The sequence below is a fragment of the Streptomyces cellostaticus genome (genome assembly GCF_023630175.1).
In the GTDB taxonomy this organism is placed as follows: Bacteria; Actinomycetota; Actinomycetes; order Streptomycetales; family Streptomycetaceae; genus Streptomyces; species Streptomyces cellostaticus_A.
The window spans coordinates 1-13,907 of sequence record NZ_JALLIN010000055.1; the positions used below are offsets into that span (position 1 = coordinate 1).

17 protein-coding genes are annotated in these 13,907 nt (G+C 71.9%); 9 read left to right on the plus strand and 8 right to left on the minus strand.

From position 1 onward, the window contains the following. Window positions 1-46: 46 nt before the first annotated feature. The 3 genes from MXD57_RS27480 to xseA form a co-directional block, all read right to left on the minus strand. Complete coding sequence (locus MXD57_RS27480; RefSeq protein WP_250404749.1) at window positions 47-637, minus strand: malonic semialdehyde reductase; 591 nt, start codon at window positions 635-637, stop codon at window positions 47-49. A gap of 136 nt (window positions 638-773) precedes the next feature. Next, window positions 774-995 (minus strand): exodeoxyribonuclease VII small subunit, encoded by a 222-nt coding sequence (locus MXD57_RS27485; protein WP_250404751.1) that lies wholly within the window; start codon window positions 993-995, stop codon window positions 774-776. A 213-nt stretch (window positions 996-1,208) separates the two neighbouring features. Then, window positions 1,209-2,444 carry an exodeoxyribonuclease VII large subunit gene (gene xseA, locus MXD57_RS27490; RefSeq protein WP_250404753.1) on the minus strand — a complete coding sequence of 412 codons (1,236 nt, stop codon included), beginning with the start codon at window positions 2,442-2,444 and terminating at the stop codon, window positions 1,209-1,211. A 118-nt stretch (window positions 2,445-2,562) separates the two neighbouring features. Here xseA and MXD57_RS27495 point away from each other — a divergent pair, with 118 nt between their 5' ends. Both MXD57_RS27495 and ppgK read left to right on the plus strand, forming a co-directional pair. After that, complete coding sequence (locus MXD57_RS27495) at window positions 2,563-3,579, plus strand: 4-hydroxy-3-methylbut-2-enyl diphosphate reductase (protein WP_250404755.1); 1,017 nt, start codon at window positions 2,563-2,565, stop codon at window positions 3,577-3,579. A gap of 69 nt (window positions 3,580-3,648) precedes the next feature. Beyond that, the gene (gene ppgK / locus MXD57_RS27500; RefSeq protein WP_250404757.1) at window positions 3,649-4,404 is read left to right on the plus strand and encodes a polyphosphate--glucose phosphotransferase; all 756 of its coding nucleotides are present in this window, start codon (window positions 3,649-3,651) and stop codon (window positions 4,402-4,404) included. 46 nt (window positions 4,405-4,450) lie between these two features. On the opposite strand, the gene MXD57_RS27505 is transcribed toward ppgK, so the two are convergent. Continuing rightward, the gene (locus tag MXD57_RS27505) at window positions 4,451-4,981 is read right to left on the minus strand and encodes a DUF6542 domain-containing protein (protein ID WP_250404759.1); all 531 of its coding nucleotides are present in this window, start codon (window positions 4,979-4,981) and stop codon (window positions 4,451-4,453) included. Between the two features lie 181 nt (window positions 4,982-5,162). Here MXD57_RS27505 and ychF point away from each other — a divergent pair, with 181 nt between their 5' ends. Next, window positions 5,163-6,251, plus strand: a complete 1,089-nt coding sequence (gene ychF / locus MXD57_RS27510; RefSeq protein ID WP_250404761.1) for a redox-regulated ATPase YchF — start codon at window positions 5,163-5,165, stop codon at window positions 6,249-6,251. Between the two features lie 108 nt (window positions 6,252-6,359). Here ychF and MXD57_RS27515 read toward each other — a convergent pair whose 3' ends face one another. Beyond that, window positions 6,360-6,638, minus strand: a complete 279-nt coding sequence (locus tag MXD57_RS27515) for a hypothetical protein (RefSeq protein ID WP_250404763.1) — start codon at window positions 6,636-6,638, stop codon at window positions 6,360-6,362. 57 nt (window positions 6,639-6,695) lie between these two features. Beyond that, window positions 6,696-7,229 (minus strand): SMI1/KNR4 family protein, encoded by a 534-nt coding sequence (locus MXD57_RS27520; protein WP_250404765.1) that lies wholly within the window; start codon window positions 7,227-7,229, stop codon window positions 6,696-6,698. Between the two features lie 90 nt (window positions 7,230-7,319). Between MXD57_RS27520 and MXD57_RS27525 the strand changes: the two genes are divergently transcribed. After that, on the plus strand, window positions 7,320-7,823 hold the full coding sequence (locus MXD57_RS27525) for a hypothetical protein (RefSeq protein WP_250404815.1): 504 nt from the start codon (window positions 7,320-7,322) through the stop codon (window positions 7,821-7,823). A gap of 439 nt (window positions 7,824-8,262) precedes the next feature. Here the strand turns inward: MXD57_RS27525 and MXD57_RS27530 are convergent, their stop codons facing one another. Beyond that, window positions 8,263-8,892 (minus strand): DUF6000 family protein, encoded by a 630-nt coding sequence (locus MXD57_RS27530; RefSeq protein ID WP_250404766.1) that lies wholly within the window; start codon window positions 8,890-8,892, stop codon window positions 8,263-8,265. A 53-nt stretch (window positions 8,893-8,945) separates the two neighbouring features. Then, the gene (locus MXD57_RS27535) at window positions 8,946-9,773 is read right to left on the minus strand and encodes a DUF3592 domain-containing protein (RefSeq protein ID WP_250404767.1); all 828 of its coding nucleotides are present in this window, start codon (window positions 9,771-9,773) and stop codon (window positions 8,946-8,948) included. 228 nt (window positions 9,774-10,001) lie between these two features. On the opposite strand from MXD57_RS27535, the gene MXD57_RS27540 reads away from it, so the two are divergent. The 5 genes from MXD57_RS27540 to MXD57_RS27560 all read left to right on the plus strand — a co-directional run bounded on the left by MXD57_RS27540 (window position 10,002) and on the right by MXD57_RS27560 (window position 13,674). Next, window positions 10,002-11,180, plus strand: coding sequence for a DUF4190 domain-containing protein (locus MXD57_RS27540; RefSeq protein WP_250404768.1), 1,179 nt, complete (start codon window positions 10,002-10,004; stop codon window positions 11,178-11,180). A gap of 184 nt (window positions 11,181-11,364) precedes the next feature. Further along, window positions 11,365-12,117 (plus strand): GntR family transcriptional regulator, encoded by a 753-nt coding sequence (locus MXD57_RS27545; RefSeq protein WP_250404769.1) that lies wholly within the window; start codon window positions 11,365-11,367, stop codon window positions 12,115-12,117. Window positions 12,118-12,456: 339 nt separating this feature from the next. Beyond that, window positions 12,457-12,651: an SPOR domain-containing protein gene (locus MXD57_RS27550; RefSeq protein WP_250404771.1), complete on the plus strand. Its 195-nt coding sequence runs from the start codon at window positions 12,457-12,459 to the stop codon at window positions 12,649-12,651. Between the two features lie 45 nt (window positions 12,652-12,696). Further along, complete coding sequence (locus tag MXD57_RS27555) at window positions 12,697-13,107, plus strand: (deoxy)nucleoside triphosphate pyrophosphohydrolase (protein WP_250404817.1); 411 nt, start codon at window positions 12,697-12,699, stop codon at window positions 13,105-13,107. Between the two features lie 138 nt (window positions 13,108-13,245). Further along, on the plus strand, window positions 13,246-13,674 hold the full coding sequence (locus MXD57_RS27560) for an ATP-binding protein (RefSeq protein ID WP_250404773.1): 429 nt from the start codon (window positions 13,246-13,248) through the stop codon (window positions 13,672-13,674). Window positions 13,675-13,907 lie beyond the last annotated feature (233 nt).

Genomic DNA, 13,907 nt, shown 5'->3' on the forward strand with positions numbered 1-13,907 from the left:
GGGCCCCCGGCGCCGCGGGGGGCCCCTCTCACACGCACGGGCAGGGTCAGACGGTCGTGACGACGTCCTCGTACGCCCGGCGCGGCGAGCGCGGGTGCCAGGCGTCGGGGCCCGGACGGCCGATGTTGACGACCATCAGCGGCGTGTGGTCGTCGTCCAGGAACTCCTTGCGGACGCCCTCGAAGTCGAAACCGGTCATCGGGCCGGCGGCGAGCCCCGCGGCGCGGACGCCGACGATGAAGTAGCCGGCCTGGAGGGCGGCGTTCATCGCGGCGGAGCCCTCGCGGGCCGGGCGCTCGGCGAAGAACGCGTCCTTGGCCTGCGGGAAGGCCGGGAACAGGGCCGGCAGCTCCTCGTGGAACTCGTTGTCCGCGGAGAGGATGGCGACCAGCGGGGCGGCGGCGGTCTTGGCCCGGTTGCCCTCGGCCATGTGCTGCAGCAGCCGCTCGCGGGCCTCGGGGGAGCGGACCAGGGTGATGCGCAGCGGGGTCTGGTTGAAGGCCGTGGGGCCGTACTTGACCAGATCGTAGATCGCCTGGACCTGCTCCTCGGTCACCGCTTCGGCGGTGAAGGCGTTCGCGGTGCGGGCCTCGCGGAACAGCAGGTCCTGGGCCGCGGGGTCAAGAACGAGAGACATGCGTGACTTCCTCGGGTGCGCGTCCGGTCCGGGCGCCGGACCGGCTGATGCACACGACCCTACGGCAAAGTTCAACCTTCAACCAAAGTGATGGCGTGGTGAGCCGCGGCACAGTGCCGAACCCTGTCCCGGCCCGCTACTCGGCGTCCTGCCCGTCCTCCTCGGCCAGCGCCGCGTCCAGCCGGGCGCGCGCCCCCTCCAGCCAGCGACGGCACACCTTGGCCAGCTCCTCGCCCCGCTCCCACAGCGCCAGGGACTCCTCGAGCGTCGTACCGCCCGTCTCCAGCCGCCGTACGACCTCGATCAACTCGTCCCGGGCCTGCTCGTACGAGAGTGTCTCGTCCACCTTGCTGGTCATCCGCCCACCCTAGTGCCGCGCCGGTCAGGGCCCGCCCGTCGAGGAGCGGCGTCCGGCGGGTGCTGCCCGGCACGCCGGCCGGACGCCCTCGTACCCGATGTGCGCGGGCTCTGGGCCGGTGCGGCGGGCGGGCCCGCCGGGCGTCGCGACGGGGCGAACCCCGGCCGGCGCGGCACCGGGTTCCCGGCGCGGCACCGGGTTCTCCCGCGCCCCTCAGGCCGGGTCCGCGGGCCCCGCCCCCGTGGCGTCGACCCGGACGGCGAACTCGCCCTCGGCGACCCGCGCCCGCAGCGCCTCGCCCCCGGTCACCTCCGCCGGGTCGCGCACCGCGTGCCCGTCCGACCGCTGCAGCACCGCGTAGCCGCGCTTGAGGGTCGCGGCCGGGGAGAGGGCCACCACGCGCGCGTGCGTGTGCGTCAGTTCCGAGTCGGCACGGTCCAAGAGGTGGCCGAGGGTGCGCCGGCCGCGGTCCAGCAGCGACGCCACATGGTCGGCGCGCTCGTCGACCATCCGGTGCGGATCCTCCATCGAGGGGCGCGCCAACGCGTGCGCCAGCCCCCGCTCCTCGCGCTCCACGGACGCCGACACGCACCGCCGCGCCCGGTCCCGCAGCATCCGCACCCGCTCGAACTCCTCGCCCACGTCCGGCACGACCTTCTTGGCGGCGTCGGTCGGGGTGGAGGCGCGCAGGTCGGCCACGTGGTCCAGCAGCGGATTGTCCGGCTCGTGCCCGATGGCGGACACCACGGGCGTCCGGCACCGGGCCACCGCGCGCACGAGCTGCTCGTCGGAGAAGGGCAGCAGGTCCTCCACGCTGCCGCCGCCACGGGCCACGACGATGACGTCCACGTCCGCCAGCTCGTCCAGCTCCTTCACGGCCTGCACCACCTGAGGAACGGCGTGCACACCCTGCACGGCCACGTTGCGCACCTCGAAGCGGACGGCGGGCCAGCGGTGGCGGGCGTTCTCCAGCACGTCCCGCTCGGCGGCGGAGGCCCGCCCGCAGACCAGCCCGATGAGCTGCGGCAGGAACGGCAGCGGCTTCTTCCGCTCCGGCGCGAACAGCCCCTCGGCCGCGAGCGTCTTCTTGAGCTGCTCCAGCCGGGCCAGCAGCTCACCGACGCCCACCGGCCGTATCTCGGCGGCCCGCAGCGAGAGCTGCCCGCGCGGCGCGTACCACTCGGGCTTCGCCAGGACGACGACCCGGGCGCCCTCGCCGACCACGTCGGCCACGGCGTCGAACACCTGCCGGTAGCACGTCACGCCGACCGAGATGTCGTGGGAGGGGTCCCGCAGGGTCAGGAACACCACCCCGGCACCCGGCCGCCGCGAGAGCTGTGTGATCTGCCCCTCGACCCACACCGCGCCCAGCCGGTCGATCCACCTCCCGATCAGCCGCGAGACCTCGCCTACGGGCAGGGGGGTCTCGGGCGACGTGTTCACAGCCATGCCGCGAGGGTAGCGGCGGGCACCGACAGAAGGCCCCGCCCGCACGCGCGCCCGTGGCGGAGCCGCACGACGGCCCGCGCGGGCACGTGATCCCGGAGCCCGGGAACACACCCTTACGATGGGTGCCATGACCGCTTCGCCTGGCCGCCGTGTCCTGCTCGCCGCCCCCCGGGGCTACTGCGCCGGTGTGGACCGCGCCGTGATCGCCGTCGAGAAGGCCCTGGAGCAGTACGGGGCCCCGATCTACGTCCGGCACGAGATCGTCCACAACAAGTACGTCGTGCAGACCCTGGAGAGGAAGGGCGCCGTCTTCGTCGAACGCACGGAGGAGGTCCCGCCGGGCAACATCGTGATGTTCTCGGCCCACGGCGTGGCCCCCGTCGTGCACGAGGAGGCCGCCCGCGGCCGGCTGGCGACCATCGACGCGACCTGCCCGCTGGTCACCAAGGTCCACAAGGAGGCCGTCCGGTACGCCAAGGACGACTACGACATCCTCCTGATCGGGCACGAGGGCCACGAGGAGGTCATCGGCACCTCCGGCGAGGCCCCCGACCACATCCAGCTCGTCGACGGCCCCGAGGACGTCGCCAAGGTCGAGGTCCGTGACCCCTCGAAGGTCGTCTGGCTGTCCCAGACCACCCTCTCGGTGGACGAGACCATGGAGACCGTCGACGCCCTGAAGACGAAGTTCCCGGGCCTCGTCTCCCCGCCGAGCGACGACATCTGCTACGCCACGCAGAACCGCCAGCTCGCCGTGAAGCAGATGGGTGCCGAGGCCGAGCTGGTCATCGTGGTCGGCTCGCGCAACTCCTCGAACTCCAAGCGGCTGGTCGAGGTCGCCAAGCTCGCCGGTGCCCGCGCCGCCCACCTGGTGGACTTCGCCGACGAGATCGACGAGGCCTGGCTGGAGGGGGCGACGACCGTCGGTGTCACCTCCGGAGCCTCCGTCCCCGAGGTCCTGGTCGAACAGGTCCTGGAGTGGCTCGCCGAGCGCGGCTACGGTGACGTGGAGATCGTCAGGGCCGCCGAGGAGTCCATCACCTTCTCGCTGCCCAAGGAGCTGCGCCGCGACCTGCGCGACGAGGCGGCGACCCTCGTCGCCGAGCGCGGCGGAACCGGCACCACCGGGGCGTGACCGGCCCGCCGGGTCCATGACCGGCATCTCCATGGCGTGACCCTCAGTGGCACGTCGTAACGTGGTGCCATGCAGATCTTCGGCGTGGACATCGGCGGATCCGGGATCAAGGGCGCCCCCGTGGACCTGGACAGGGGGGACCTGGCCCAGGAGCGCTGCAAGGTGCTCACCCCGCACCCGGCGACGCCCGACGGCGTCGCCGACGGGGTCAAGCAGGTCATCGACCACTTCGGCTGGACCGGTCCGGTGGGCCTGACCTTCCCCGGAGTGGTCACGGACGGTGCCACGGTCCGTACGGCGGCCAACGTCGACAAGAGCTGGATCGACACGGACGCGGGCGCGCTGTTCGGCGGCCGGCTGGGCGGCCTGCCGGTGACCGTGGTCAACGACGCGGACGCGGCGGGCGTCGCCGAGGTGCAGTTCGGCGCCGGCCGGGACCGGCGGGGCACGGTCATCCTGCTCACCTTCGGCACCGGCATCGGCAGCGCCGTCTTCGCGGACGGCGTCCTGGTCCCCAACACCGAGCTGGGCCACCTCGAGCTGAGCGGCCACGAAGCCGAGAAGCGGGCCTCCAGCAAGGCCAAGGAGGACCACGACCTGAGCTGGGAGCGCTGGGCACGACGGGTCGGGAAGTACCTCGCACACGTCGAGATGCTCTTCTCACCCGAGCTGTTCATCATCGGCGGCGGGATCAGCCGCAAGGCCGACAGGTTCCTGCACCTCATCGAGGGCGTGCGGGCCGAGATCGTGCCGGCCCAGCTCCAGAACAACGCCGGCATCGTCGGGGCCGCCATGCACGCCGCGCGGGCACAGGCGCGGTCCTAGGGGCACCGCGGGCGCCGGCCCGCGAAGGGCGGCTCGGAGCGCGCGGTCAGGCACGGCGGCGGCGGGCCCGTACCCACAGCACCCGGCGTACCAGCACGATCACCCCCGTGATCAGGGTCCCCCCGTACAGCCAGCCCGCCTGCGTGGCGAGCCCGGTGACCAGCCCCATCAGGCGCCCGAGCAGCCCGCCGTTGCCGTCCGCCAGGGGGAACAGACCCGCCGCGAAGGCGATCGGCGCGACCACCGGGGCGGTGAACACGTCACCGCCCCGGACCCACAGCGCGGTCAGCACGCACACCGGCAGGAACAGCACGCCGTAGAGCGTCAGGGACGCACCGAACAGCAGGTGGTCCGACAGGCCGAGCAGGAGCATCACCGCAACGCAGAACAGCCCTCCGCCGAGCCCGGTGAGCCGCGGCCCCGCCGGCCGCCCGTCCGGTGCCCCGGCGCCGGCCGGCCGGCCGTCCGCGGGCCGCGCCCCGTACGGCACCGGACGGCGTGCCTGCGGCGGCAGCGGCGCGGGCGGTGTGCCGCGTCGGCGTCCGTTGCTGAGGGGTCGGCTTCTGCGCTGCTCCATTGGACCAACTTAGGTCTGCTTATGTGCTCAATCGCCCCTCAGACACGCCGGTGGACGCGGCTCCACCGGACGTCCCACGCTCCTTGGGGGCCGCCGTCGTGGACGCCGTAGACTGGTGGATCGGCCAGTGTCTCTGGCCCCTGGCAGCCCCTGGCCCCTCTCATCTACGGGAAGTCGCAACGTGTCGCTCACGATCGGAATCGTCGGCCTGCCCAATGTCGGCAAGTCGACCCTGTTCAACGCCCTGACCAAGAACGACGTGCTGGCGGCCAACTACCCGTTCGCCACGATCGAGCCGAACGTCGGTGTGGTCGGCGTCCCGGACGGCCGGCTGGCCCGCCTGGCGTCGATCTTCAAGTCGGAGCGCATCCTCCCGGCCACGGTCGACTTCGTCGACATCGCCGGCATCGTGCGCGGCGCCTCCGAGGGCGAGGGCCTGGGCAACAAGTTTCTCGCGAACATCCGCGAGTCCGACGCGATCTGCCAGGTCATCCGCGCCTTCAAGGACGAGAACGTCGTCCACGTCGACGGCAAGGTCTCGCCGAAGGACGACATCGAGACGATCAACACCGAGCTGATCCTCGCCGACCTCCAGACCATCGAGAAGGTCCTGCCCCGGCTCCAGAAGGAGTCGAGGATCAAGAAGGACATCGCGCCCAAGGTCAAGGCCGTCGAGGAGGCCAAGGAGATCCTGGAGAAGGGCGACACGCTCTTCGCCCACGGCATCGTCCAGGGCACCGAGCGCAACGAGCTCCTGCACGACCTGCACCTGCTCACCACCAAGCCGTTCCTCTACGTCTTCAACGTCGACGAGGACGAGCTGGTCGACGAGGACTTCAAGGACGAGCAGCGCGCCCTGGTCGCCCCCGCCGAGGCGATCTTCCTCAACGCCAAGCTGGAGGCCGACCTCGCCGAGCTGGACGAGGAGGACGCGCTGGAGCTCCTGGAGTCGGTCGGCGCCGAGGAGCCCGGCCTGGCCACCCTCGCGCGCGTCGGCTTCAACACCCTCGGTCTGCAGACCTACCTCACGGCCGGCCCCAAGGAGTCCCGGGCCTGGACGATCAAGAAGGGTGCCACGGCCCCCGAGGCGGCCGGCGTGATCCACACCGACTTCCAGAAGGGCTTCATCAAGGCCGAGGTCATCTCCTTCGGCGACCTCGTCGAGACGGGCTCCGTCGCCGAGGCCCGCGCCAAGGGCAAGGCCCGCATGGAGGGCAAGGACTACGTGATGCAGGACGGGGACGTGGTGGAGTTCCGCTTCAACGTCTAATACGTTCGGCGAAAGGCCGTCTGACCTGCGGCGGAGCAGGTTGGGCGGCCTTTGCGGTCCGCACGGAGTCCGCAGTGTGCTGACGTCGGTCAGCGCTCGGGGGAGCGGCTACGCCGCTTCGTCGACCTGCGGCTGGGCATCGGCGGACCGGTCAGCGTACGCCTTGTCGACGGCGGCCCGGGTCCGCTCCTCGGAGTCGGGCCACAGGTGGGTGTGGATGTTCAGCGTCATGGCCGCGTTGGTGTGGCCGAGGCGCTCGGAGGCCGCCTTCACGGACTCGCCGTGCTTGATCAGCAGGCCGGCGTGGTGGGACTCGCCGTCGCCCCGCTGTTCGCCACCGTGCATCTGGCCCGCGCCGCTGCCGAGTGGCACGAGCGGCGCGGCCACGAACAGCAGGCGGCGCGCAGCCGAAGCACGCCTCGTGGCGGGGCATCGGGCCCCGGCTCAGCGGCAGAGCTCCATGATGGTGTCGTCGAAGTCAGGAAACTCCTGTGTGGCTTGCGCGGTGATCGCCGCTGCCGACGCGCGGCGGTCCGGAGCGAATCGCTCCGCGATGGCCGTCAGGTCGCGATTGATCTGGGGAGCCCAATCAGGCTCGGGCTCGTACGAGGTGGCTGCTTCCCACGGGCCGAAGCCGTCGGCCAGCAGCCACAGGAAGGCACCCAGGTCGCGAGCGACAACGCCTGTCTCTCCTTCGGACCCCAGAAAGACAACGGGCTGCTCCACCAGTTCCCGACCTGGACGAACCAGCCAGAACGCCGCGTTCCCGCCGGTGCCGTCCTGGCCGAATACGCGGAAGCCGTCGCCGTTCAGCTCGCCGTTGCCTGTCCACGCGCGGAACCACTCGGTGGTCTCGTCGGCAGTCAGAAAGGACTCGTAGGGTTCGAAGTCGACACCATCCTCGCCAATGCACTCGAGTCGGACCGCCATGGCGGCGGCGAGCGCGTCGGGGAACCGGCGATCTCCGTTCACGGTCATGCGAACAGAGTAGCGATCGGCTTGGGCTGCCAAGCTGCTGACAGTGCTGGCGGATCTCCAGCCGAGGTACGCGTGGGGCATGCTGTCACGGTGAGTGAATCCTCAAACGAGTGGCAGGCCTGGTTGGACACTCTGGACGCGCGTGGAAGGGCGGCAGCGGAGTCGCTGCGCGCGCGATTCGAGGCACTCGGCGCAGCCGATGCCGGCGACTGGGCCAAGTCGGAGATCTGCGAGGACCTTCCACACCTCGCGCGGTTCATGCTGCTGCGAAGGCTGTGGCGCGGTCCGATCGGCGGTTGGGCCGATCCGGATGCCGTCGATCAGCATCCTGTCGCCCAGCGGCTCCTTGCTGCTGGGGCGAACAAGGAGGATCTCGCTCGCCTGGCGCGAGCGGTCGCCTATGAGGCAGTGTTCGCAACGCTCGACGAGCTCGACACCGGGAGTGATGTGAACGTATCGGGCATCGATGTCGGCTGGCTCGTCATGGAGTCGGCCGAAGACGGCGCCCCGACTGGTCGAGCCCTCTCGGGCCTGCACGAAGATCTCTTGGCCATGGACCCGAGTGGGCGCGATGGAGCGGACTTGTGGCAGTAGCCCCCTGGCGCACGGCCCGCAGCGCACCCTGGCGGATCCTCGCCGCGGAGCTGCCCGCACCGCTGGTCGGCGTCGGCGATCCCGGGCAACCGTGCTTTCTCGTGGGTCCCGTGCCGGGACGACCTCGAATGCCTTCAGGTCAGGGCCTTGTGGTGCAGCTTCCGTTCAACCGGCAGGACCCGCAGTGGTTTTCCGCTGTGGTGACGGTACGGCGTTCATGAGTGCGGTGGGGGCGGCCGAGTCGGCCCCGTTCCCGGATGCCCGGGAGGAACTGTGCGGCGAAGCCGGCGCGTGGGGGTGGTCTGGCCGAGGCGATGGAGAACTGTCCGGGTGCTCTGGACAAGGACAGTCGGCCCACGGACCGTCCCTTCATCTGCCGCACGTGCGGCCGGTACATGGCGCACCCGGACTCCACGGAGCCGCGGTCGGTCGGCTGCCGCTAGGGCCGGGTCCAGCCGTTGGCGAACTCGCAGTGGAGGTTCGTCCAGTGGAGCAGCTCGGCAGGAGTGTGGCCGGGGTAGCCGAGACGCCCCACACCCTCGATCCATAGACCCCAGAGGCCGTCGGGCTCCGTGAAGCGGTCGGCGTGGCGGGTACCGAGGAGGGAGTCGAGGCGGAGGAGGGCGCCGAGGGCGGCGGGCTGGTCGTAGTGCAGGTCGGCGCGGGGGAGGTAGCGGTCGAGGTAGGCGGTCAGGATCTCGGCGTCGGCGTGGGTGCCGAGGCGGGCCAGGGCGAAGCAGTAGGCGCTGCCGGAGTAGCAGACCTCGCTGGCCAGGAGCAGGTCGCCGATACGCGCCCGGAACCGTTCGCGGCGGTCGACTCCGATCAGCCAGCCGGCGGTGAGGCGCGAGCGCCATTCGTACCCGAGGAGCGCTTCCAGCTCCTTGTCGGTGATCGCGGCGGCGTCATCGATCAGGTGCCGGGTGAAACGTGTGGTGTGCCACCACCGGGGGCCGAGGAACCGTCCGCCGTTCAGCACGAGGTAGCGCGGGAGGCCCCCGTACGTCCTCGTGACGTAGCTCTTGACCACATGGCCGTAGCCCATTTCGTCCGGGTGCCGGGACGGCATCGGTCACCTCTCCGGGTGCGGGTCGGTACGGTCGATCCAGGTGCGTGCCAGGGTCAGTGCGTGAGGGCCGCTGCCGCCGTGGCCGTCAGCTGAGCCGCCGAGGCGAGGGTCCACCACAGCCCCAGCGCCGCACACAGGAATTCCGGTATGTGCCGGTGACCGTGCAGTGCGGACCGGCAGGCCACGAACTCGGGCCGGTGCGGATCGTAGGTGACGTCGACGCGGTCGCTCGCGTGGGTGGAGAAGAGCTGGACCGCCGAGTCGGCCGTGATCACGACACCGTCGGCGGTGGTGTAGCGGTAGCGGGGACGGACGGTCCGGCTCAGGTGGTGGTAGCGGACCACGTCGGCCCGCACGCTGACCCCGCGGCTGGTGAGCACCACGAGCGGCCACAGGAGGACACCGGCGACTCCCAGGAACGCCAGGCCGACGTGGAGGACGAACAGGGGTGTCCGGGCCGGACCGTCCACCGCGGCGGACACCCCGATCACCAGACCCGCGTACAGCACGGTGACCGTCACCCACCGGCGCTTGCGTGGTGACCAGCCGGGGGCTTCCACGCGGCGGACCTCCGCCCGGGCCTCCGGGTCGCGGCGCGCGTGCTCGACCGCCGCGGTGACCACACGCCGGAAGGCGTGCGCGGCCGCGCCGTTGCCGTCGCGCACCGTGTACGCGGTGGTGCTCCTGGACCCGTCGGCACCTTCCTCGGTGATGTGAAGGTGCACGTGCGCCCGACCGCCGCTCTCCTCGACGTCCACATGGTGCACCGCGCGCAAGGACGCCATGACCGTGGTACCGCCCCGTGCCGCGCTCACCGTGCCGCCGTCGAGGCGCAGACTGCCGCCCCTGCCCTCGAATATCACGCTGTCCGGTCTGCTCACGCCGTCACCGTAACGGCCTCCGCGCGCCCCGGTGGCCGGGGAAGAGCGGCGAACCACGGCAGCCCGTTCCTCCCGCGCCCGCGGAAGCCGGATGCCGTCGCCCCCTCGGGAGCGGACTCGGCGGGTTTCCCGCGCGCCGCGCGGCTCGTCCCGGACGAGAGGCCCGGAGCAGGGGCATCGGTCGCGCACCTGAGCAAGGCATCGGTTGACCTGGCTTAACATGCACCGGTGTCCATACCCCCGCCCCCAGGCCCCCAGCAGCCGCACGGGCCGTACCAGCCGCCCCAGCCGCCGCACCCGCAGGGGCCGGGATACCAGCCGTGGGCCCAGGGCTACAGCCCCTACAACCGGCCCGCCCCCGTCAACGGGCTCGCCATCACCTCCCTGGTGTTCGGCCTGCTGTGCTGTCTGCCGGGCTTGGGACTGGTGTTCGGGCTCATCGCCCTGCGGCAGGTCCGGCGTCGGGGTGAGCGCGGGACGGCGCTTGCGGTGACCGGCTCGGTGCTGTCCGGGATCGGGCTGGCGCTGTGGGCTCTGATGCTCGCCACGGGCGGCGCGTCCAGCTTCTGGGAGGGAGTGAAGGAAGGGGCGCGGGACGGCGCGGACGCCTCGCTGGTGACGGGGGAGTGCTTCGACTCCCCCGGCGGAACGCTGAGCGGCGGGGCCGGCGTCGTGACCGGGGTGCCCTGCTCCGGGGAGCACGACGGCGAGGTGTTCGCCTCGTTCCGGCTGCGGGACGGCGGCTACCCCGGCGACGGCTCGGTGACCGACACCGCCGACGAGCGCTGCTACGGACTGCGGTACACCTACGCGATGGACGCCTGGGCCGTCCCCGACGACGTCGACGTCTACTACTTCACGCCCACCGCGCGGAGTTGGTCGGCCGGGGACCGGGAGGTCACCTGCGTCTTCGGCAACGTCACCGAGGGCGCGAACCTGACCGGCTCGCTGCGCAACGACGCGACCGTCCTCGACGCCGACCAGAGGGCCTATCTGAGGGCCGCTCACCTCCTCAACGCGGCCATGGAGTCCGCCCCCGAGGAGCGCTACGTCGAGGACGACCTGCCGGGGCACCGGGCGTGGGCCGGGCGGATCACCACCGCCCTGGACGGACAGGCCCGGTCGCTGCGGGGGCACGAGTGGCCCGCCCGCGCCCGGAAGCCGGTCACCGCGCTGGCCGCCGACCTGGACCGGGCGCGGGCCGAGTGGGCGAAGGCCGCGAAGGCGAAGGACGCCGGCGCGTTCTACCGGCACTACGAGACCGGCTTGCGACTGCTCGACCCGGAGAAGGGGGTCCCTGCGCGCACCGCCCTCGGACTGGACACCACCCCGCCGGCCGCCGACGGCCGTGCCGGCGGTGACGCGCGGGACGGCGACTCGGACGGCGGCAGCGGCATGGCGGTATGAGCGGCGGCGTGGCCGCGGTGATCCCATGGAGGTGTGGCTTCTGCCATAGCGGGGAGAAAGTGCCTGGGTAAAGCCCTTCCCGGCTGCTTGTCATCACATCGAGTGATTGTCTGGCCTTCACTTGCACGAGACAACCCACGGTTGCCAGGCTGTTGCTGTCTGTACAACCTGATGGGAGCGGCCAGTGACTTTCGGTGAGCAGCCGGCGTACTTGCGTGTCGCGGGTGATCTCCGCAAGAAGATCGTCGACGGTTCACTGCCTCCCCATACCCGGCTCCCCTCCCAGGCCCGTATCCGCGAGGAGTACGGGGTCTCGGACACCGTCGCGCTGGAGGCCCGCAAGGTCCTGATGGCCGAGGGGCTGGTGGAGGGGCGCTCCGGCTCGGGGACGTACGTGCGCGAGCGGCCGGTGCCCAGGAGTGTGGCCCGCTCCGGCTTCCGTCCGTCCGCGGGGGCCACACCCTTCCGCCAGGAGCAGGCCGACGCCTCGGTGCGCGGCACCTGGGAGTCCAGCAGCGCGCAGACCACGGCGGGGGCCGTCATCGCCGAGCGGCTCGGTGTCGAACCCGGCGCGCGCGTCATGCGCACGAAGTACCTGTACCGGGAGACGGGGGAGCCCATGATGCTCTCCACCTCCTGGGAACCCCTCGCCGTCACCGGCCGCACCCCGGTGATGCTGCCCGAGGAGGGGCCGCTCGGCGGCATGGGGGTGGTCGAGCGGATGCGGGCCATCGACGTCATCGTGGACAACGTCACCGAGGAGGTCGGCGCCCGCCCCGGTCTGGCCGAGGAGTTGCACGTCCTCGGCGGCGTCCCCGGTCATGTGGTCCTCGTCATCCAGCGCACCTACTTCGCCTCCGGCCGCCCGGTGGAGACCGCCGACGTCGTGATCCCGGCCGACCGGTACCGGGCCGCGTACCACCTGCCCGTGAAGTAGCGCACACCCCGGCGCGCGCCGACGCCCCGCGTCCCGTTGCGCGCCCCGTGGCACCCGGTGCCGTACCCGCCGCTGCAATCCGGCCGTTCTCCCAGGTGATCGCGGGTGCCGCGGAAATGCCTCCCGACCCACGACAGCAGCACGGGGGGCGGCGCGTTCGCGATCGCGCGCCCCCCGCGTTCTGGCTGGTTGCGTACCTCTTTGTGAAAACACGTATTCGCTCCGTGAAGGTTGGGCGTACGCTCGGGCATATGCGGACTGCGGTTTCCTCGGGCGGGGCACGGCGGACGCCCGAGAGCGAGGGAGGGCGGGGCGGTGCGAGATGGAATGGCTGGGGCCATGAGTGAGGGCACGGGCGTCTCCCTGCCCTGGATCGTGATAAGGCAGGACGACAACGGCAACCGCTACCGAGTGGGACGGTACGCGACCCGGGCCGAGGCCCAGAAGATCGCCGACAGCCTCGACGACCACGGGCACAAGCAGCTCTACTGGGTCGAGCGCATCGGTCAGAACGGCAACGGTGCCCGCAACTGACCTGTTCCGGCTTCCCGTAGGCTCCGTTCCATGACGGAACGCCCCATGACGGACCGGATCGTGGTGGTGGGAGCCGCCCTGCTCGACGCGGGCCGGCTGCTGGCCGCGCGCCGCAGCGCACCCCCCGAGCTGTCCGGACGCTGGGAACTGCCCGGCGGCAAGGTCGAGCCGGGCGAGCGGGCCGAGGACGCCCTGACCCGTGAACTGGCCGAGGAACTCGGCGTCGACGCCGAGCCCGTCGAACGCGTACCGGGGGAGTGGCCGCTGAAGTCCCCGTACGTACTGCGGGTGTGGACCGCCCGGTTGCGTGCCGGGTCCGCCGCCCCCCGGCCCCTCCAGGACCACGACGAGCTGCGCTGGCTCACCCCCGACCGGCTCTGGGAGGTGCCCTGGCTCGAGCAGGACGTCCCGGCCGTCCGCGAGGTCGCCGCCCGTCTCGGTGCGCCAGCGCGCTGAGCGGGGCCCGCGGCCGCCGGCCGGTGCGTGCGGGGCGGAGAGGGCCCTGCGCCGTTCGCACCACAGTGCGCCGTCCCGCGCGGTACTGCCCACCGGATACCGGGTATGTGCCCATTAACCCCATGAAAATGGACATGGGTGGGCTCGCTCGCCTGGGAAGTGATCGGCGTGATCGACACCGATGGTGACTGCGCCGAGTGGGTCTTCCCCGCGGAGCCGGGCGTCGTGCGCACCGCCCGCGGCGCGGTCCGCGGCCAACTGCGCGGCTGGGACCTCGACTGCGTCGCCGACCTCGCCGCGCTGCTGGTGAGCGAGCTGGTGACCAACGCCCTGCGGCACGCCACCGGCCCCATCGGAGTACGCCTGGTGCGCCCCGCCCGGCTCGGCGGCACACTGCTGGTCGAGGTCTCCGACCCGCTCCCGGACCCGCCGCGCGAGCGCGTCGCCCGGCCCGAGGACGAGAGCGGGCGCGGTCTGCAGCTCGTGGCCGGTGCCGCGCGCCGCTGGGGAACCCGGCCCGGCGGCGGTGGAAAGACCGTCTGGTTCGAGCTCGCGGTGCCCGGCTGAGCCGGTGTGCGCCCCCGTGGGCGCCCCCCCCGCACCGGTCCTCCGGCGAACGGTGCGGGATGACGTGATTCGAGGCCGTGTTACCTGGTTAGAAGACTGGAAGTGTTGTCACGGCCGGGTCCGAAAAGCACCTCGACCGAGCTGTGATCGTGAACACCGTGTTGTGCGGCGCCGTAGTGCTGGATACTGCGGGCAGCCGCCCCCGGTGACCGGTGCCGGGTGCGGTGAGCTGG

Coding starts and splice junctions, on each gene's coding strand:
- MXD57_RS27485 (WP_250404751.1), bottom strand. CDS start 995: ATGACCAGCAAGGTGGACGAGACACTCTCGTACGAGCAGGCCCGGGAC.
- MXD57_RS27495 (WP_250404755.1), top strand. CDS start 2,563: ATGGGTGCCATGACCGCTTCGCCTGGCCGCCGTGTCCTGCTCGCCGCC.
- ppgK (WP_250404757.1), top strand. CDS start 3,649: ATGCAGATCTTCGGCGTGGACATCGGCGGATCCGGGATCAAGGGCGCC.
- MXD57_RS27520 (WP_250404765.1), bottom strand. CDS start 7,229: ATGACCGTGAACGGAGATCGCCGGTTCCCCGACGCGCTCGCCGCCGCC.
- MXD57_RS27480 (WP_250404749.1), bottom strand. CDS start 637: ATGTCTCTCGTTCTTGACCCCGCGGCCCAGGACCTGCTGTTCCGCGAG.
- MXD57_RS27505 (WP_250404759.1), bottom strand. CDS start 4,981: ATGGAGCAGCGCAGAAGCCGACCCCTCAGCAACGGACGCCGACGCGGC.
- xseA (WP_250404753.1), bottom strand. CDS start 2,444: ATGGCTGTGAACACGTCGCCCGAGACCCCCCTGCCCGTAGGCGAGGTC.
- MXD57_RS27550 (WP_250404771.1), top strand. CDS start 12,457: ATGAGTGAGGGCACGGGCGTCTCCCTGCCCTGGATCGTGATAAGGCAG.
- MXD57_RS27555 (WP_250404817.1), top strand. CDS start 12,697: ATGACGGACCGGATCGTGGTGGTGGGAGCCGCCCTGCTCGACGCGGGC.
- MXD57_RS27530 (WP_250404766.1), bottom strand. CDS start 8,892: ATGCCGTCCCGGCACCCGGACGAAATGGGCTACGGCCATGTGGTCAAG.